The following is a 17,702-nucleotide window of genomic DNA, read 5'->3' as shown; positions in this document are numbered from 1 at the left end:
TGGCATGCGGACACACTTTTCTTTACTTAACCCCAACCAGTTTCATTGAGTCCTACCGCTCCCCTGGGTTAAGCAGGAAAAATGTTGTCCGGCAGGCGTCTCGGCTGGCAGGTTTCCCAATTCGGCGAGCTCTGCTGAGCAGCTCGCTCGTCTAAAGGCTATGGATGGTCAACCCAGAACCGCTCCACAAATTTCGGTTTGCCTGGACGCCAAGCCCATCAATTGATACTCCAGCTGAATAGAAATGACCGCCCCAGGGATAAGTGCCTGGGGCGGTCATTTCTATCGAAACTGTGAACCGAGCTCGATATTAAGCTGCGTCGCGAGCACCGAGCTCCCGGTCGATACGCAGCAGGCCAGCACCGTTGTCGCCGACAATCTCCAGGCGACCGATGATGCCACGCACGGTGTCCTCTTCCTCAATCTGCTCAACCACGAAGCTGTCCAGCAGCGGGCGGGAGTCGAGATCACCCTCGCTATCAGCAAGCTTGCGGAGGTTACGGATAGATGCCGAAACCTTTTCTTCATGCTCCAGAGCGATGCGGAATGCATCGATTGCGGAAGTGACCTTCACCTCCGGTGCGTCGACAGCACCAATCTGCGGGTGGTTGTCGCGAGCATCGAGGTGTGCGATGAACTGGTTCGCGTGATCAACTTCCTCATCCGCCTGTGCACGCATCCAGTCTGCCATGCCGGAGAAATCCAGCAGGTCCAGCTCGATTGCCAGCTGGCGGTAGACGTGGGAAGCGGTGAGCTCCATAGTGATCTGGTCGTTGAATGCCTTCTCAAGAGTATCTGTTAGTCGCATGCCCCTACTATAAGTCCAACCCTTATAAATGGCAACGATTATAATACTTCCCTTATAAGCCAGGCCTTGCCTATTTTACAATCGTCGGCTTAACCTCGGCGGTATGGCTACACTCACCTCCGTAAGCCCATCGACCGACGAAATTCTGCAGTTTCTTTCTCGACCTGCGCAAACGACACATGATACAGCGGCGGTGTCTCACAACGCCTCCACCGTCACGGCCATCGCCGTCACCAGCTTGGACGGACGCGGCGCCGTCGAAGGCACCTCGGGCCAGCTTGGCAACGACACCGATGCCACGGTTTTCAACACGCTTCGCGCGCTTGCCGACGTCGTTTTCGTTGGTACAGGCACCATTGCGTCCGAGGGGTACGGGCCAGTTGAGATACCGGAGTACCTAGAGGCCGTTCGACAGAAGCTAGGTCGCTCCGAGCACGTGGCGATGTCCACACTTTCGCGCTCGTTGGATTTAGATATAAAATCTGACTTTTTCACGAATGCAGAAGTCAATCCTCCGATAATCTTCACCCCGACTGAAGATGCTTTTAATGATGAAGAGGCAAGAGCCGCTCACAAGAACAAAGCTAAAAAGATGGAGTCGGCCGGGGCTCGCGTCGTTAAGCTTCCTGACCCCTCGGTAAAAGCGGCGTTAGCGTGGCTGGCCGAACATGGGTATCAGGACATTGTCGTAGAGGGTGGGCCGACGATATATCGAGAAGCATTCAAAAACGGGTGCGTCGACGAACTGTTCCTGACATTGTCGCCGATGTGGGTGGGTAACGGCCCCCTGACTTTCGGCGAGAACGACCCTGATGAGGACTCGAACTCGACGACCCCGCAGGCTTTTGAAGTGCGAGATATCCTACGTTCCGACTCACACATCTTCCTACGCTATTCCCGCAGCTTCACCCAGTAGGGTGGAGTATTGTGAGTAAACCAAAAATCGACGTGAGCGCAAGCGCAACGGCATTAACGCAAGCGTCCAAGGACACGCCAGAGACAAATTCGGTGGCTCCACGCTCTCTGTCTCGGCACGTGTCGCGAGGACTCAGCGCTTTCTTGTGGCCTATCGCAGCTGTGGTGATTTTTCACCGCACCTGGGTTTTGCCGAAAGACGTTTCTGGCACAGATGACTTTACGACGGTCTGGTCGGCAATTAATCGATTCGTATCGCAGGTACCCGTTTATTCGGAAGACTACGTAACAGCCGATCCGCACTATCTGTATTCCCCAGGCGCTACCCTACTTTTAGCCCCGATTGACTTGTTCGGCTCGCTTGAAACGGGCCGAATCTGGTTTGCGGTATTTCAGTCAGCTGCAATCATTGCGGCAATTGTGCTGCTACTGAGGTGGCTTGGTATTGCGCGCTCTGGCCCCATCATTCCAGCGTCGATAGCACTGCTCTACCTTACGGAACCCGTTACCAACACCCTTGATTTTACGAACGTTAACGGTTCACTGTTCCTTGCATTAGTGCTATTTTTTATTGCATTGACCGAGCGACGCATTATCCTGGCCGGCCTGATTATCGGTATCGCAATCACTATCAAGCCCGTATTCTTGCCAATGCTGTTCCTACCGTTCATGCGCAGGCAGTTCTCTACGGTACTGACCAGTATCGGGGTGGTAATTGCAGCCAATGTCATCGCGTGGCCGCTCATGGTCCAACCACGTGACTACCTAGATATCACTATCCCCTACCTAGGAGTTGTCCGTGACTTTGCAAATGCTTCACTGACTGGACAGCTTGTTTGGCTGGGTGCCCACCCGACACTGATCTTGCTGTGGCAAGTCTTTTTCGGCATTTTCGTCTTGGTATCTGTCGTGCTCCTTCTTCGCTGGCTCGAAAGGGATGAGAAATTCTGGATTGCTACGACTTCCGGAGTTCTCTTCACCGGCGCGTTCTTCCTTTCCAGCCTGGGCCAGCAGTACTACTCGATGACGCTCTTGCCAATGGTTCTCACCGTGCTTCGCCCATTGGTTTTGGATCGCGACAATGAAGGAAATATTGGTTCGACAGTCATGTTGAATTGGGGCGCAGGACTCGGAGTCGTACTCTGTTTCTTCTACGCCAATTGGTGGATTGATGAAGATGACCTCTTTTTCCCGTGGTTCACGGTTGCAATCGGCGGTATTGGATGGGCCGTTCTTATTCTCTCCATCACGGCAGCACTCATTCGAATGACGATTGTGGATGCTGTCAATGGGCGTAGCTTTGCATCCGGCTTCAGCTGGCTGAGCGACTGGAAGATAGCAGGCAGGAAGTCTAATCAGGAATCTGATCTCAAGTCTGAGGAGGCTATTCAGAATGGTTGATTCGCATAGCGAAGACTGGAATCTGAGCGAAGAAGAATGGCGCGAACGCCTCAGTGCCGCGGAGTACCAGATTTTGCGTCAGGCAGGTACTGAACGCGCCTTCACCGGTGAGTACACCGATACCAAGACTCAAGGTGTCTACCGCTGCCGGGCCTGTGGTTACGAGCTGTTTCGGTCGAACGAGAAGTTCGACTCTCACTGCGGTTGGCCATCCTTCTTCTCTCCACTAGCTGGAGACCGGATTATTGAGCGCCGAGACACCAGCCTCGGTATGGTCCGTACCGAAGTGCTGTGCAGTCGTTGCAAGTCTCACCTCGGCCACGTCTTTGAGGGTGAGGGATACAATACTCCGACCGACCTGCGTTATTGCATCAATTCAATTTCACTCACGCTCGAACCGGACAAGACGGCTGAATAACTAGATAGAGAAGCAGCGCCGCTGGTCAAAATCCCGTCAGTTAACGGGGCTTGACCAGCGGCGCTGCTGATTCTCTCGTTGATTGCGTGAGCTACGGCAGAACGTTGATGATCTCTGCGATGTCATCGACGCGACGTCCCGTGTGGAACGGAATCTCTTCGCGGACGTGCAGACGAGCCTCGGTGTAACGCATCTTCCACATCAAGTCCACAATGCGGTCGAGCTCCGGCCCCTCGAATGCAAGGATCCACTCGTAGTCACCGAGTGCGAACGCCGGGACAGTATTGGCGCGCACATCCGGGTAGTCACGACCGGCCATACCGTGTTCAGCAAGGATACGTCGACGCTCGGTCGGCTCCAGCAGGTACCAGTCGTAGGAACGGACGAACGGGTAAACTGCAATCCATCGTCCCGGCTCTTCACCCATGATGAACGACGGCAGGTGCGACTTGTTGAACTCAGCTGGACGGTGCAGCGCAGCGTTCGACCAGTGCGGAGTGGATGCCTGGCCCAGCGGAGTCTCGCGCAGGAAGGCGTTGTAGAACGCCTGCAGATCTTCCAGCTTCTCTGCGTGAATCCAGAACATGAAGTCAGCTTCAGCACGCATGGCCGACACGTCGTAGAAACCACGGATGATCAGATCAGTGTCTTCGTAACGAGCCAGGAATTCCTTGGTCTTAGCCACTGCCTCTTCGCGGTTATCACCGAGTGCACCTGGGGTCACCTTGAAGGCAGACCACATGGTGTAGCGGATGGTGTCGTTGAGCTTCTTGAAATCGAGCTTGGTCATTAGTTGTCTCCTAGTTCGGTTGAAAGGTTTGTTTACAAACGATGGGTCAGCGCCAGTTTCGTACTCAGCACCAATCTCGCAGCTTTATGCCAGCTCCGCAGCAATCTTGTTAGCCGCAGCCTTGGCGTTGGAAATACACTCCGGAATGCCCGGGCCACTGAGCCATGCCCCTGTTGCTGCAAGCTTAGGCACCTCGTCCAACTCGTGGCGAGCAAAATCCATCAAACCTCCATGCCCCATATCGAAGCGTGGAATCCCTGCCCACCAACGCTGGACGAAAACCGCTGTCGGTTCAGCATCAAAGCCAGTCGCCTTAGCCAAATCCGCCTTTGCCCTGGCGATGAGGTCTTCGTCGCTGCGATGCACGTGCGAGTCATCATCAAAACGTCCGAAACTTGCCCTCACAACGGCACCGTAGCGCTCACCAATATGTGGCCACTTCCGGGACGACACTGTGAAAGCCTTCGCGGACAGATCCGCACCAATCTCGCACAACACACCGTTGATCTCCGGCAGTCCCTCGGACGAGTCGAAACACATACCGACCACCGCCGAGTTCGACGTGTCTACCCCACCAATGAGCTCAGCCGCCTCTGGAGCAAGGGTGCTCAAGAGCTCCGATGTGGTTGCAGAAGGTGCCGCCACGACAACACCGTCGACGTCGATAGTGCTAATGCTCGTGCCGCTTTCCGACGGCAGTTCCACAGTGACCTCAAAGCCATTGTCATGCTGGCTCAGACCAGTAGCCTTCGTCGACAAGAGGAGTTCGGCTCCCGATTCGTCGACAAGCGTGTTGTAGAGAACCTCGAAGCCATCGCGGAACGTTTGGAAGACCACCGGTCGCTTCGTCTTCGTCGAATCTGTCGCAGCCTCACTACTCAGACGCGCCTGCTGCGCCTCCTTACGTGCTTCCAGAACGCGCTGGACAGCGCCGGTGAGGCTGACATGGTCACCGACACTAGCCATTTCATCAAGCGCTGCCGCCAGCTGTGGGATGGTCGCACGCAGACCCAGATCGTATGCGGTGGTTGAGTAGACGCCCCCGAGCAGCGGGGAGACGATGCGGTCAACGACTTCCTCACCGAGCCGCGCCGCGACCAGCTGGCCGACATTCATGTCGTCACCCAGTACCCAGTGCAAGGCTGGAGTGAGCTCGGGGTTCGACTCGGCATCAATCTTGGCGAGGGTGGCCTCGCTGAGGAGGTAGCCCAACCCTTCTGAACTTCCTGGAATACCGGTGACCGTGTTACGCGGAAGGTCCTTGAGTTCACCGCCAATGTAGAGCTTGGAAGGCAGCCCCGAAGGGGCGACTAGCTGATCTGCCAACCCGAGTTCCTTGAAAAAATCGGTGGCATCGTGACGGAACGCCAGGTACGCCTCAGCGCCCGCCTCAAGAGGGCCGTTAGCTCCTGGTCGAGTCTTCAGCTTGCCGCCGACCTGTGCACTGGACTCGATGACAATTATTCTTGCGGCGGGTCCGAGCTTTTTACGCAACTCATACGCTGCGCTCAGGCCGGAGATACCGCCACCTATGACGGCAATGGTAGAAGGTTGTGCAACCACGGTATTTCGTACGCTTTCTCTATGCCCGCGCCTCGAGCGGGCACGGTCGATAAGACTTGTAGGAAATTAGCTAGTGCGTGTTTTACACGCCTGTTGCGTCGGCTTTTACGTTGCGTGAATGATCTCAACGGCGCGCGTAATCGCGTCGGCATCGGTATTCGGTAGCACCCCGTGACCCAAGTTGAAGATATGTCCACGGGCGTCACCACGCTTAATTGCACGGTCCGCCTCAGAGCAGATGCGCTGAATCTCTTGGGTCATTGCATCTTCACCGGCAAAGAGAATCGCCGGGTCAAGGTTGCCCTGCAATGCAAGGCTGTTTTCCGCCGGGTCTGCGCCTCGGTGAACGTCGGAAAGCGTGGCACGAATGCGGTTGGCAGCAACGTCCAGTGGCACGCGCCAGTCGACGCCCATGACTTCTGGGCCGGCTTCAGCCATCGCACCGAGAAGCTCGCCGGTGCCCACACCGAAGTGGATGCGCGGAATGCCGGCGTCGGCGACAGCCTGGAAGATTTCCTTCGAGTACGGCAACACAAAGCGGCGGTAATCACGCTCGGTGAGATAGCCAGCCCAGGAGTCGAAGAGCTGAATAGCGTCCGCACCAGCGCCAATCTGCGCGCGCAGGAAAGCAATCACCATCGGAGTGATTTTCTGCATCAGGTGATCCCACAATTCAGGGTCCGAGTGCATCAGCGCCTTAGTGCGCTCGTGATTGCGGGATGGACCGCCTTCAATCAGGTACGACGCCAAGGTGAACGGTGCACCGGCGAAACCAATGAGTGCCTGGGTATCATTCAGCTCTTGCAGAATGAGGCCGATACCCTCGGCCACCGGAGCGAGTTGCTCTTCCGTGACTTCCGGTAGAGCCTTGATGTCTGCTTCCGAGCGCACCGGAGTATCCATTACTGGACCGCGGCCAGGAACAATATCCAGGTTGACACCCGCAGCCTTCAGCGGCACGACGATATCGGAAAAAAGAATCGCAGCATCAACGTCGTGCCTACGTACCGGCTGCATAGTAATCTCAGCGAGCAGTTCCGGGCGGAAGCAAGAGTCCAACATACCGATGTCCTTGCGCACCTCACGGTACTCAGGCAGTGAACGACCAGCTTGCCGCATAAACCACACCGGGCGGCGCGAAGGAGTTCGACCGTAAGCTGCATCAAGAATCGGGGCATCAGTCAAAGTGCGACGATTGTTCATACGGACAATCATGCCCCACTTACCTTAGAAATTGATATGTGGGGTACTAAGAACAGGAAATTCTCTCGCCCTGCTGTGCGTTTTCGACGAACCGCTTGGTCGCTTCCCACTCTTTTCGGCGCGCCTCCCACTAACGCAAGCGTCATATGGCTAAGTTCAGGCGCGTGAATGGAACCGATTCAATGCCACAGAACTTCCGCGCCGCGGTCCAGTCAATGCACTCTGCTGAACTGCGACCTGAGATTGCTCTGGGCACCGTTCGGCCACCGCAGAAGCTGGCACCGTTTAGCCACGCTGTCTCGCTTGAGGTCACGCAGCCCGAAGCTGATATTGTCCCTGAGTCCTCGGACGACGATGCCTTTGGTCGTTTAATTTTGCTCCATGACCCCCGCAGTGAGGAAACCTGGGACGGTGACATGCGCTTGGTTGCATACATCCAGGCGGATATGGACGCCTCCCTCGCGGAAGATCCGCTGCTTCCCCAGGTTGCCTGGCAATGGCTCACCGAGGCTCTGGCTGAGAACAACGCCGAACTGTCGAACTTGGGTGGCACGGTGACTACTACGAACTCTGTCCGCTATGGCGAGATCGGCGGCAAGCCACAGGCCTTTCAATTAGAAATGCGCGCATCGTGGACTGCTCGTGGCACCGACCTGCGCACCCACGTTGAATCCTTCGCTCAGGTACTAGCGAACGTCGCTGGTCTGCCACCCGTCGGCGTTTCCCTGCTGGGCTGATACCGGCGACTGCTGATACCGACGACCGAAGAGGCGTGCGATGAGCTCCGACGTGGAAACTAGTCCCGACGTAGAAGTAAGACTTGCCCCAGCCGAGGGAACTCCACGCGTGCTTTCTGCCATCGACGACATTATTGACGCCGGTGAGCAGCTGGCCAAAGGACACGGTTGGCTCGCAGTCGATACTGAACGAGCTTCGGCATATCGCTACGACGACCGCGCCTTCTTGCTTCAATTTCGCCGCCGTGGAGCGGGCACCTTTCTCATCGATCCCGAAGATGGTCGCAAGGCGATGGCCGTTTTCGGTTCCTCAGTCAACGACCTGACCTGGATTATTCACGCCGCTCATTCTGACCTTCCCTGCCTCGCAGCTCTGGGTCTCTACCCCACCAAAGTCATTGACACTGAGCTGGCCGGCCGCCTTCTCGGCCTGGAGCGAGTCAACTTAGCAGCTCTGACAGAGCGACTCCTCGGAGTTGGACTTGCCAAGGGGCACGGTCGAGAGGATTGGTCTACTCGTCCACTGCCAGCAGATTGGCTGGACTACGCAGCCTTGGATGTCGAGCTGCTCATCGAACTCGCCGAGGTTCTTTGTCAGGCGCTGACTGAGCTCGACCGTTTGGAATGGCTGGAACAGGAATGCGAACGCGAACTCGCTCTAAACCGTAAATACCTCGATGGTCTGCACGTCGGACACTCGTGGCAGGGGCTCAAAGGGATTGGGAAGCTGCGCACTCCCGAACAACTTCACGTCGCCCGTGCACTGTGGACTGAGCGTGACGAAATCGCGCAGCGCCGTGATGTCTCCCCAACACACGTCATGGGTCACAGCGTTCTACGTACAATCGCAGAACAACTCCCCGGTACGCAGCGTGAACTAACTGCAATCCGTGGATTTCCACGTCGCCGTCGCGGTGCCGCGGACGCTTGGTTGAAGGTCGTTAATGAAGCCCGTCAGGAACCCAGGTCGTCATGGCCGAAGCCCCAGAAGCAGGCTCCCAACCAGATGCCCCACTTTCGCCGTTGGGCTGAACATGCCCCACAAGCCGCCGAGATTTTCGAAACCACGCGAGACTGCATCGACAACGTCTGTGCCCAAATACACCTGCGCAAGGACACACTCATCACTTCCGCGCAGACACGTGAACTGGTGTGGTGGATTCACAGCCGCGCAGTCGGCTCATTCGTTTTCCGCCACCACGACAACTACGCTGGCGGCCTGCCAGCCGTTACAGAAATCTCCGCTCACCTCAGGGAACAGGGTTTCCGCCCATGGCAGGCACATTTGCTTGCCGACGTGATCGGTACCTACGTCCTTGCGCCCATGCGGCACCCTCTCTAGCTACAGCTGCTCCAGCACCGCGATGGTTTCAAAGTGATGCGTTAGACCAAATGCGTCCACGACCTCGAGGTGTTTGAACGCGTAGCCGTAGTCAGTCCAGTACCGGGCATCGCGGGCAAAAGTCGCCGGATCGCAACCGAAATGTACGACCACGCGTGGCTTGGCCTCAGCAATAGCGGCGATAGCATCCTTACCAGCACCGGAGCGCGGAGGGTCGAGAACGACGATATCCGGATTTGGTGTTTCCTCATTAGCAACTTCGCGGCGCACTATCTTGGTGACATCCCCAGTAACGAACCGGACTGGTGCCGCAGGCGTCGCATTCCCACTGTGGTCAGCTGCAGTGAAGGCCTTGCGCCCTGCCGTCGCTGCCGCTGCAAATCCCTCTACAGAGAGTATTGAGCCCTCTGCGTCAACTAACTTGCGCAGGGCCGCCGACAGAACGCCTACGCCACCGTAAAGATCCCAACCGCAGAAGAAAGACTGACCGGCCAACAGGTCAATGATGCGCGATCCATAGAACTCAGGGGCATGGCGATGGGCTTGCCAAAAACCGGTAGTCGGCACATCGAAAGTAATTCCGTGAACAGTGTGCTGTGTGGTTGGCTCGCCTTCAATCAACGTTTGCTTGCGGTTCCTGCCGCTGCCGGAAACGTACACAGCGCTTCGGTTACCCTCCGTGTCCATGGCCACATGGAGTTCTCCTGTCTGCGACTTTTTGCTCCCTCGACCGCGAGCTGGTTTAGCGACGGGGATGGTTCCGGCCGTCGAAAAGCCAGCGATGAGATTGGGAACTGTTTGGACGCACTCGGAGCCGATGACGAGCTCGTGGGAACGGGAACGACGTAATCCCGCTCGTCCCTGGGAATCCACACCCAGCCGCACGCGCGTGCGCCAACGGGAGGTGGGAGCCAGTGGAAGAACATCGATAGCTGGCAGCTCGTCGGCGGTGAAACGTCCAAGACGGCGCAGGCAATCGGTCAAGACATCAGCCTTGAGACGCGCCGCGTGCTCAGGATCAATAAAACCCCAGTCGCAACAGCCCGCGCCCTGCTGAGCTGCTTCGCAACGCTGCGAAATTCGATGCTCTGAGGCATCCAAAACCTCAACGACATTGCCGCGCCACAGCTTGGCATCAGGTTTGGCAATTTCGACAACAACGCGTTCGCCGGGGATACCGCCGGTGACGAAACCGATTCGTCCGTCGTAGCTGGCAATGAATTCTCCGCCGGCAGCGGGACGGTCAATAGTCACTTCGATGTTCACGCAGTGTGATACTACCCGCTGACAAGAGAAAAGCCGCCGTCGGGTGACGGCGGCGGGCAGTGCACAGTGGCGTCTGCAGATCCTTTTCTAACTGGTCAAGTAGCTAGCTTCTCTCTGCTGGCGGGTTGACCAAACTAATTGGTGGAGCCATCCGGGTTGATACCAGTAGCGCCTGGCACCTGCCCGGGTTCACCTTCAGCTTGGGCAGCCTGGGTCTGCTGCTGGTATGCCTGACGAATCTGCTCGGCCATCTGGGACGGCAGCGTAACCGGAAGCGGCTGACCTGCTGGCATCGGGTTTTCACCGCGAGAGACGAAGCTACGGGCAAGGAGACCGCGGGCGAGATCTGCGAGTTCCTCCGCCCGATCAGCCGGACCGGAAGCCGTCATGCGAAGCATCCAACGCGGGCCGTCGGCGCCGATGATTCGCATTTCCATATCGGAGGTGCGACCTACGACCTCAGAACCCCACGGCCCCTGCTCGACGTGGACATCGAGGCCATCGGACTCAAGACCGTCCTTGATTTCCTGAGCGGACTCCTCCCAGAGGCCGCCCGACGTCGGAGCAGCGAATGCTACAGGAGTTACGCGGCCATGCTCAGTGGCGACGTGCAGCATGGTTGGACCTGTCGGCCCCATCTCCACCTGAATATCACCAACGTGAGGAATAGGCAGCAGCATCGAACCGAGGTTCAGGCTGGCCTTCGCGAAGTCCGAAAAATCAAACTGCGTCGGGCTAGCGCTGTTGATATCGAAGGGGCCGTTTGCTGGTGCGTTCTCCGCGGCGGTTTCCGACGCGTCGTCATGCACGGTTGCGGTAGCCTCCTCAGAAGCTGGCGCCGCAGAGTCGGTGGTAACGGCCTCTGCCTCAGCAGCTGGTTCTTCTGGCTGGTTCTTCTTTCCAAATGGCCACATGGTGGTTTATTGACACCTCGCTAAAAAGAAATCTTTGTATACGCTTTTGTAAACGCTTTATTGAGCTCTTCACGCATTGAACCACACTTGGTAGGGTCCCCGCGTTGTCAGAGGCGTTTTAAAGCGTCGTGGACACTCCGGTTGACCCGTGACCGCCCGCGCCGCGTTCAGTTTCATCGAGCTCATCGACTTCCACCAGCGGGCTGAGCTCGACCTTCTGCACAACCAATTGGGCAATTCGATCGCCCTTGGCGATCTCCACCGCATTGGTCGGGTCCAAGTTGATCAGGCAGACTTTAAGCTCACCACGGTAACCGGCATCAATCGTGCCGGGAGCGTTGACGATGGACAGCCCCTTTTTGAAAGCCAATCCGGAGCGAGGATGAACCAATCCCACTGTGCCCGCCGGCAAAGCAATGGCAATACCGGTTCCCACGAGCGCCCGCTGCCCTGGTGCTAGGACGACATCCTCCACTGAGCTCAAATCCACACCGGCATCATCGGCATGCGCACGCTGGGGAATCACAGCGTCTTTAGCGAGCTTTTTCACTTGCACCGGGGCATAAGTCATTTCTTTGTATATCCTTCGCTGTCGCGTCTTTTAAGAACCGCACTTCGGCCTTGTCAGTACCGAGCATAGCCGTGCCCTAGAATGGATAACCGTGAGTGGAAAAGATAACCTGCAGCCTCGTCGCGGCGACAGCTCAGCATCCGTCTCTGAAGGTGCGGCAATAACAATGAGCTCGAGCGGAGATTCATCGATTGTCTATTCCGAAAAGCTCTGGGTTCCCTGGTGGTTCTGGGTACTCGGCGCTGCTGCCGTTTTTGTATGCACGGCCCAGATTGGCTTTAACCGTTCACCGATTTGGCTTGTCATCGGCGGCATTATTTGTCTGGCCGTGGGCGTGTGGGTGCTGTTGACTATGTCGAAGACCACGGTGTCCGTAGAAGTGGACAGCACTGGTGAACGCTGGCTTCACGCTGGCACGGCAGTTTTGCCAGCATCGGTTGTTGCCAAATCCCTGGTGGTCCCGAAGTCCGCGCAGCGCAATGCGTTGGGCCGTCAGCTCGATCCAGCAGCATTCCTGGTTACGCACACGTGGATTCCCACGATGGTACTGCTAGTCCTCGACGATCCGGACGACCCCACCCCCTATTGGCTGGTCTCCACCCGCCACCCCGAGGCACTACTTGACAGTTTCTTCGACCGCTAGGTCAAATCTCTCACCGCCGCTACACGCTTGCCGACGGTCCCAGCGCCGCCAGAACCGTGGTAGTGGCGGTTTTCCTTTTTCTAGGAAGCTATCCCGGCTGCGCGGGGATTAGGCACAGTCCTGGCAGATAGGGAATCCATCGCCGTTATCGATTGCGATCATCGAGCGGTGCATCACCATGAAGCAGGAGCCGCAGGTGAATTCATCCTCCCCCTTGGGGGCAACATCCATATCGAATTCTTCACCCGCGATGTCGGCGACCGGCAACTCGAACGGCTCGACAATTTCGCCGTCGTCAGTGTCGTCGATTTCCTTCTCAGCAGATGCAGCCTGAAGGCCCTCAAGGGAATCGGTCTCCAGCTCGTCGGTTTCACGAGTACGCGGGGCATCGTAGTTTACAGCCATGTCCCAAACCTTCTTTCTGGACCTTTGCTAGACATTGTGAACTGACTTTTTCTCGGAGAATACAACGCGTTGAGACGATTGACACCCTGTACTCTCCAGTGCCTTTCTCAGCGGATATTAAGGCAATTCACGCAATCTGTCATCTCTGCAGGTCAGAATAGGTTTCTATGCCTATTAGACGAGGAGACGATAACATGATGGCTATGAGTTCAGGCCCCGCGAGCATTACGAGCGCATCACATCGACGAAAAATTGTTCCCTACGTGGTGGTTTCCGTCGTTGCTGTAGTTATTGCCGCTACGTTGTGGGTGTTGGCATTCCGCAGCCAACCGGCAAGTTATCCGGTGTCCTGTTCCCTCCCCGCGGCTGGGGCCCCTGTTTCCTCCACCACGCTAATCGGAGAGCACGTCGTTCCACCGTCGGATGTTCATGTGCGCGTTTATAATGCCAACGGCAAAGTCGGCCAGGCTACAACCGTCGCCGAGCAATTGCGGCAGCTCGATTTTGTCCTCGATGAGCAGGTTCCCTACGGCAACGACCCTATTGTGGAAAACCAAGACCTCGGTTGCTTCGGCCAGCTGCGTTATGGCGAGGACTTCAATGGCCACGCCGCGGCGCTTCACGCTCTTTTCCCCTGCTTTGAGCTCATCCACGATGGTCGGCCGGATGCAACCGTCGATGTGTCGTTGGGTAAGGGGTTTAAGGATCTCGAAGTAGCCAGCCAGGTTGAGGAAACGATGTCCGCATTGAACCGTGGCGAACAAGCCGACCTAGAGGGTTTGAGCTCGTTAGGCTCGAGCACCTGCTCCTAGACCGACGCACTAATTCCTAGCCTTCGCGATAGCACCATCCAATGCCTCGAAGAACGCATCGGCAACTTCAGAGTTCGCCGCACCGACACCAAAGTCGAGCGGGTCTCCCTCCGGCTGGCCAGTAACGTTGGCACACTGAGTGAATTCCGGGACCCTAATCCTTGCGCCTGCTTCAGCCGCAATCAGAGCACCAGCTGCATAATCCCAAACCTTGATGTCGTGTTCGTAATACGCATCAACACGGCCGTGCGCCACCATGCACAAATCCAGCGCCGCCGATCCCATGCGCCGAATATCTCGACACTCCCCCAGCAACTGCGACGCTATCCGGCCCTGCACCTGCCGGAGACTAGCGGAATAGCTGAATCCCGTTGCCACAAGTGTCTTTTCCAGCTCGGCCGTTGGGGAACAACTAAGCGTCTGCACAGTGCCGTCCCGTCGAGAAACCTGAGCGCCCTCTCCCTTAGCTGCACTGTAAATCTCTCCCGAGGACGCATTTGCCACTGCACCCGCCACTACCTCATCGCCTACGGCGCAAGCGATACTCACAGCAAAATTGGGCATGCCGTAGAGGAAATTCACCGTACCGTCGATGGGGTCTACAATCCAGGTCACCGCTTCGCCCTCGTTGGCAGCCTGCGCTGGGGAACTCGCGCCGTCGTAAAGCCCGCCTTCTTCGCCCAAAATGCGGTCAGAGCTGCTAAACGTCTTGATAAGCGAACGAATGAGCTCCTCAGATTCACGGTCGACGACGGTGACGGGGTCTACAGCTGAAGACTTCGTTTCGGAGCTTGCTAAAACGCCATCGGAGCCGAGTTCGACCCGACGACTGGCGATGTGCGCCGCGGCTGCGCGGGCGATAAGTACCGCGCGATCGCGCAATTCCCTGACGCTGGGTCGCACGGAACCGGGGCTATTCGACGCACTAAACCCCCTATTATCTGCCCTGCTAGCGAGTTGTTCGGTGCCACGCGAGTTAATGCTCATGCCCCCATTGTGTCTGTTTCGTACAATTTGAGCTATGGGACAACGAATTGGATTTGGCATCGACGTCGGAGGCTCTGGAATCAAGGGTGGCCGCGTGGACCTTGATACTGGGCAGCTTATTGGTGACCGCATTAAGATTTTCACGCCACAGCCGGCAACTCCGGAAGCGGTTGCGGAGACCATTGCAGAAATTGTGGACATTGCGAAGTGGGATTCCGATGTCGGCATCACGATTCCGTCCGTCGTACAGAATCAGATTGCCTTGCTGGCCGCCAATATTGACGGTTCTTGGGTTAATACGAACTGCCAAGAGCTCTTCGCTAAATACCTGCCCAACAACAAGGCGCACGTGCTTAACGACGCTGACGCTGCCGGCCTCGCTGAAGTCCAGTTTGGCGATCCGGGCAATAAGACAGGCGCCGTGTTGTTGCTAACTTTTGGTACAGGCATCGGCTCCGCGCTTATTCATGACGGACTGCTCTACCCCAATTCGGAGTTAGGCCACCTCATCATTGATGGCATGGAGGCCGAACACTTTGCATCCGCGAGAGTTAAGGATGTGGAGGGGCTCGGCTTCGAAGAGTGGGCTGAGCGCGTGAGCAAAGTGCTTAAGACCTACGAGGCGCTGTTTTGGCCGTCACGGATCATCGTCGGCGGCGGAATCAGTCGCGAACACGAAAAGTGGATTCCGCTGTTGACATGTAAGACTCCAGTTGTCCCCGCAAGTCTGGATAATAATGCGGGTATTGCTGGCGCCGCCTTTGCAGCTGACCAGGGACTTTACCCTTAACCACTTTCATTTCTTATATGGGGATTGGTAGCTACGTGTCGGGCGTGACACGTGCTTGAAGCCATGCCCCGTGGCGGCGATTTTCAGAATTGGTTTACAATAAGAAGTTGACTCACGGCAAGGTTGAATAATCAACAGGCTCGAGGAGGATTGGGAAAATCGAATTCCAGCGCACTGCTTCGATGAGGATTTTCACCGATTACTTCTTCGCTAGGAGCCAGAAAGCAACACTGATGACCGTGGCACGAAAAGGTCAGCTCTGAATGTTTTCCATTCGGCTAGTTGGCTATAGACGAAGTAAAGGCGCACCACTGGCGCGTTGAGCTTCTCTTCGACCGAGAGAAGCTGGCGGCGGCTTTGGCGGCGCACACAACGTACATCGTGAAAGGGCGTTCGTGGCAGGCAACGAACTGGGGCAAGCTCAGGACCAATCCACCGGGAGTGGCACCGGTTCAGCTACTCCTGCAAAGAAGGCTGTAAAGAAGGCCATCAAGAAGGCAGTGAAGAAGACCGTGGCAAAGAAGACTGCCGCGAAGAAGACTGCTGCCAAAAAGACGGCTGCTACCAAAACTGCGGCGAAGAAGACGCCCGCTAAGAAGGCAGCGGCCAAGAAGACCGTGAAGAAGGCGGCCAAGAAGTCCGTCGCTAAGAAAACCACGCGTAAGGCCGCCGCCAAGAAGGCAACTAAGCGGACAACGGCTGCGAAGGCCACCGCGGCCAAGGCTGCTGCAGCGAAGGCGAAGGACGCGCAGGCTCTCGACGCAACTGAGAACGAAGAACTCGAGGACGAGGAACTCGACCACGACTTGGAGCAGGAGCAGGACTACGACCCGGATCTGGATGATGACCTCGAAGACGATGATCTTCACGACGATCTGGATGATGACGACCTCGAAGACGACGACCTCGACGATGATGAAGAAGAGGACGACGAGAACGAAGACGAAGACGAGGATGAAGAGGACGAGGGCGACGAGGTCTGGAACGAGGACGAGTCCGCTCGTCTGCGTCAGGCCCGCAAAGATGCTGCCCTCACCGCCTCCGCCGACTCTGTCCGCGCCTACCTCAAGCAGATTGGTAAGGTCGCGCTGCTGACTGCCGAGGAAGAAGTCAGTCTGGCAAAGCGCATCGAGGCCGGTCTGTACGCGCAGTACAAGATTGACGAGGCCAAGGAAGCCGGCGAGCGCATCGCTTACGCTCAGAAGCGCGACTTGCGCGAGATTTCTCGTGACGGTCAGCGCGCCAAGAATCACCTGCTCGAAGCCAACCTCCGTCTTGTGGTGTCCCTGGCAAAGCGCTACACCGGCCGTGGCATGGCTTTCCTCGACTTGATTCAGGAGGGCAACCTCGGCCTGATTCGCGCCGTCGAGAAGTTCGACTACACCAAGGGCTACAAGTTCTCCACGTACGCAACCTGGTGGATTCGCCAGGCAATTACTCGTGCAATGGCCGACCAGGCTCGAACCATTCGTATTCCGGTTCACATGGTTGAGGTCATTAATAAGCTCGGCCGTATCCAGCGCGAGTTGCTCCAGGATTTGGGCCGCGAGCCCACTCCGGAAGAGCTCGCTAAGGAGATGGACATCACCGAGGAAAAGGTTCTCGAGATTCAGCAGTACGCTCGTGAACCCATTTCGCTGGACCAGACCATCGGTGACGAGGGCGACTCCCAGCTCGGTGACTTCATTGAGGACTCAGAGGCAGTCATCGCTGTGGACGCCGTCAGCTTCACGCTCCTCCAGGACCAGCTTGGCGACGTTCTGGAGACTCTCTCCGAACGTGAAGCCGGTGTCGTCCGCCTGCGCTTCGGCCTTACCGACGGCATGCCGCGTACGCTTGACGAGATTGGCCAGGTCTACGGTGTGACACGCGAGCGCATCCGTCAGATCGAGTCCAAGACGATGTCCAAGCTGCGTCACCCATCGCGTTCGCAGGTTCTGCGCGACTACTTGGAGTAAAGCTTTAACCTGAAGTTGTTCAGGGGCTAACAGCTAGCCCCAGAGAATCGGGCTTGAATGAGGTTTCACACCTTATTCGGGCCCGGTTTTTCTTTTGGTGTCAGCGCTAGTGAGTTACTGACTGCGTTTATGTCAAAAATGACCTGAAAAATGGCCGGTAGGGTCAGGCGGTCATTGCA

At 56.8% G+C, this 17,702-nt stretch carries 18 protein-coding genes; 9 read left to right on the top strand and 9 right to left on the bottom strand.

All coding sequences use genetic code 11. The features are described 5' to 3' along the window. Nucleotides 1-310: 310 nt before the first annotated feature. Nucleotides 311-808, bottom strand: a complete 498-nt coding sequence (locus HMPREF2857_RS00885) for a ferritin (RefSeq protein ID WP_048733225.1) — start codon at nt 806-808, stop codon at nt 311-313. Nucleotides 809-911: 103 nt separating this feature from the next. Here HMPREF2857_RS00885 and HMPREF2857_RS00880 point away from each other — a divergent pair, with 103 nt between their 5' ends. From HMPREF2857_RS00880 to msrB, 3 genes are all read left to right on the top strand, one after another. Further along, nucleotides 912-1,724 (top strand): dihydrofolate reductase family protein, encoded by an 813-nt coding sequence (locus HMPREF2857_RS00880; RefSeq protein ID WP_070642216.1) that lies wholly within the window; start codon nt 912-914, stop codon nt 1,722-1,724. A gap of 143 nt (nt 1,725-1,867) precedes the next feature. Next, on the top strand, nt 1,868-3,124 hold the full coding sequence (locus HMPREF2857_RS00875) for a glycosyltransferase family 87 protein (RefSeq protein ID WP_246819567.1): 1,257 nt from the start codon (nt 1,868-1,870) through the stop codon (nt 3,122-3,124). Next, nucleotides 3,117-3,542 carry a peptide-methionine (R)-S-oxide reductase MsrB gene (gene msrB, locus HMPREF2857_RS00870; RefSeq protein ID WP_070642210.1) on the top strand — a complete coding sequence of 142 codons (426 nt, stop codon included), beginning with the start codon at nt 3,117-3,119 and terminating at the stop codon, nt 3,540-3,542. Before HMPREF2857_RS00875 ends, msrB begins: the two co-directional genes overlap by 8 nt. A 91-nt stretch (nt 3,543-3,633) precedes the next feature. On the opposite strand, the gene hemQ is transcribed toward msrB, so the two are convergent. The 3 genes from hemQ to hemE form a co-directional block, all read right to left on the bottom strand. Beyond that, a complete protein-coding gene (hemQ, locus tag HMPREF2857_RS00865; protein WP_070429449.1) occupies nt 3,634-4,332 on the bottom strand; it encodes a hydrogen peroxide-dependent heme synthase in 699 nt (232 codons plus the stop codon). Nucleotides 4,333-4,416: 84 nt separating this feature from the next. Continuing rightward, complete coding sequence (hemG, locus tag HMPREF2857_RS00860) at nt 4,417-5,895, bottom strand: protoporphyrinogen oxidase (RefSeq protein ID WP_070642208.1); 1,479 nt, start codon at nt 5,893-5,895, stop codon at nt 4,417-4,419. Between the two features lie 105 nt (nt 5,896-6,000). Then, a complete protein-coding gene (gene hemE / locus HMPREF2857_RS00855) occupies nt 6,001-7,110 on the bottom strand; it encodes a uroporphyrinogen decarboxylase (RefSeq protein ID WP_070642205.1) in 1,110 nt (369 codons plus the stop codon). 170 nt (nt 7,111-7,280) lie between these two features. Here hemE and HMPREF2857_RS00850 point away from each other — a divergent pair, with 170 nt between their 5' ends. Both HMPREF2857_RS00850 and HMPREF2857_RS00845 read left to right on the top strand, forming a co-directional pair. Next, nucleotides 7,281-7,835, top strand: coding sequence for a DUF3000 domain-containing protein (locus tag HMPREF2857_RS00850; RefSeq protein ID WP_016422661.1), 555 nt, complete (start codon nt 7,281-7,283; stop codon nt 7,833-7,835). Between the two features lie 40 nt (nt 7,836-7,875). Then, nucleotides 7,876-9,177, top strand: coding sequence for an HRDC domain-containing protein (locus HMPREF2857_RS00845; RefSeq protein ID WP_070642204.1), 1,302 nt, complete (start codon nt 7,876-7,878; stop codon nt 9,175-9,177). Here the strand turns inward: HMPREF2857_RS00845 and HMPREF2857_RS00840 are convergent, their stop codons facing one another. From HMPREF2857_RS00840 to dut, 3 genes are all read right to left on the bottom strand, one after another. Beyond that, a complete protein-coding gene (locus HMPREF2857_RS00840; RefSeq protein ID WP_070642202.1) occupies nt 9,178-10,443 on the bottom strand; it encodes a class I SAM-dependent RNA methyltransferase in 1,266 nt (421 codons plus the stop codon). A gap of 134 nt (nt 10,444-10,577) precedes the next feature. Continuing rightward, entirely contained in the window at nt 10,578-11,357 is a 780-nt protein-coding gene (locus tag HMPREF2857_RS00835; protein ID WP_070602519.1) for a DUF3710 domain-containing protein, read from the bottom strand. Nucleotides 11,358-11,475: 118 nt separating this feature from the next. Then, entirely contained in the window at nt 11,476-11,928 is a 453-nt protein-coding gene (dut, locus tag HMPREF2857_RS00830) for a dUTP diphosphatase (RefSeq protein WP_048733249.1), read from the bottom strand. A gap of 166 nt (nt 11,929-12,094) precedes the next feature. Here dut and HMPREF2857_RS00825 point away from each other — a divergent pair, with 166 nt between their 5' ends. Continuing rightward, nucleotides 12,095-12,571, top strand: a complete 477-nt coding sequence (locus tag HMPREF2857_RS00825; RefSeq protein WP_048733250.1) for a DUF3093 domain-containing protein — start codon at nt 12,095-12,097, stop codon at nt 12,569-12,571. A gap of 108 nt (nt 12,572-12,679) precedes the next feature. On the opposite strand, the gene HMPREF2857_RS00820 is transcribed toward HMPREF2857_RS00825, so the two are convergent. Next, nucleotides 12,680-12,976: a DUF4193 domain-containing protein gene (locus tag HMPREF2857_RS00820; protein WP_070642198.1), complete on the bottom strand. Its 297-nt coding sequence runs from the start codon at nt 12,974-12,976 to the stop codon at nt 12,680-12,682. Between the two features lie 203 nt (nt 12,977-13,179). Here HMPREF2857_RS00820 and HMPREF2857_RS10830 point away from each other — a divergent pair, with 203 nt between their 5' ends. Continuing rightward, entirely contained in the window at nt 13,180-13,788 is a 609-nt protein-coding gene (locus tag HMPREF2857_RS10830; RefSeq protein ID WP_160310003.1) for a LytR C-terminal domain-containing protein, read from the top strand. Between the two features lie 9 nt (nt 13,789-13,797). On the opposite strand, the gene HMPREF2857_RS00810 is transcribed toward HMPREF2857_RS10830, so the two are convergent. Next, the gene (locus HMPREF2857_RS00810; protein ID WP_246819566.1) at nt 13,798-14,691 is read right to left on the bottom strand and encodes an inositol monophosphatase family protein; all 894 of its coding nucleotides are present in this window, start codon (nt 14,689-14,691) and stop codon (nt 13,798-13,800) included. 118 nt (nt 14,692-14,809) lie between these two features. On the opposite strand from HMPREF2857_RS00810, the gene ppgK reads away from it, so the two are divergent. Together ppgK and HMPREF2857_RS00800 are read left to right on the top strand one after the other, a co-directional pair. After that, complete coding sequence (gene ppgK, locus HMPREF2857_RS00805; protein WP_070642196.1) at nt 14,810-15,565, top strand: polyphosphate--glucose phosphotransferase; 756 nt, start codon at nt 14,810-14,812, stop codon at nt 15,563-15,565. Between the two features lie 395 nt (nt 15,566-15,960). Further along, a complete protein-coding gene (locus HMPREF2857_RS00800; RefSeq protein ID WP_070642194.1) occupies nt 15,961-17,523 on the top strand; it encodes an RNA polymerase sigma factor in 1,563 nt (520 codons plus the stop codon). Nucleotides 17,524-17,702: the final 179 nt, after the last annotated feature.

This window comes from Corynebacterium sp. HMSC076C10 (genome assembly GCF_001812455.1).
Classification (GTDB): domain Bacteria; phylum Actinomycetota; class Actinomycetes; order Mycobacteriales; family Mycobacteriaceae; genus Corynebacterium; species Corynebacterium jeikeium_D.
This window is presented reverse-complemented; position numbering and strand designations above follow the sequence as displayed.

Coding starts and splice junctions, on each gene's coding strand:
- ppgK (WP_070642196.1), top strand. CDS start 14,810: ATGGGACAACGAATTGGATTTGGCATCGACGTCGGAGGCTCTGGAATC.
- hemQ (WP_070429449.1), bottom strand. CDS start 4,332: ATGACCAAGCTCGATTTCAAGAAGCTCAACGACACCATCCGCTACACC.
- HMPREF2857_RS00880 (WP_070642216.1), top strand. CDS start 912: ATGGCTACACTCACCTCCGTAAGCCCATCGACCGACGAAATTCTGCAG.
- hemE (WP_070642205.1), bottom strand. CDS start 7,110: ATGATTGTCCGTATGAACAATCGTCGCACTTTGACTGATGCCCCGATT.
- HMPREF2857_RS10830 (WP_160310003.1), top strand. CDS start 13,180: ATGAGTTCAGGCCCCGCGAGCATTACGAGCGCATCACATCGACGAAAA.
- HMPREF2857_RS00845 (WP_070642204.1), top strand. CDS start 7,876: ATGAGCTCCGACGTGGAAACTAGTCCCGACGTAGAAGTAAGACTTGCC.
- HMPREF2857_RS00885 (WP_048733225.1), bottom strand. CDS start 808: ATGCGACTAACAGATACTCTTGAGAAGGCATTCAACGACCAGATCACT.
- HMPREF2857_RS00820 (WP_070642198.1), bottom strand. CDS start 12,976: ATGGCTGTAAACTACGATGCCCCGCGTACTCGTGAAACCGACGAGCTG.
- HMPREF2857_RS00825 (WP_048733250.1), top strand. CDS start 12,095: ATGAGCTCGAGCGGAGATTCATCGATTGTCTATTCCGAAAAGCTCTGG.
- HMPREF2857_RS00850 (WP_016422661.1), top strand. CDS start 7,281: ATGCCACAGAACTTCCGCGCCGCGGTCCAGTCAATGCACTCTGCTGAA.
- dut (WP_048733249.1), bottom strand. CDS start 11,928: ATGACTTATGCCCCGGTGCAAGTGAAAAAGCTCGCTAAAGACGCTGTG.
- HMPREF2857_RS00835 (WP_070602519.1), bottom strand. CDS start 11,357: ATGTGGCCATTTGGAAAGAAGAACCAGCCAGAAGAACCAGCTGCTGAG.
- msrB (WP_070642210.1), top strand. CDS start 3,117: ATGGTTGATTCGCATAGCGAAGACTGGAATCTGAGCGAAGAAGAATGG.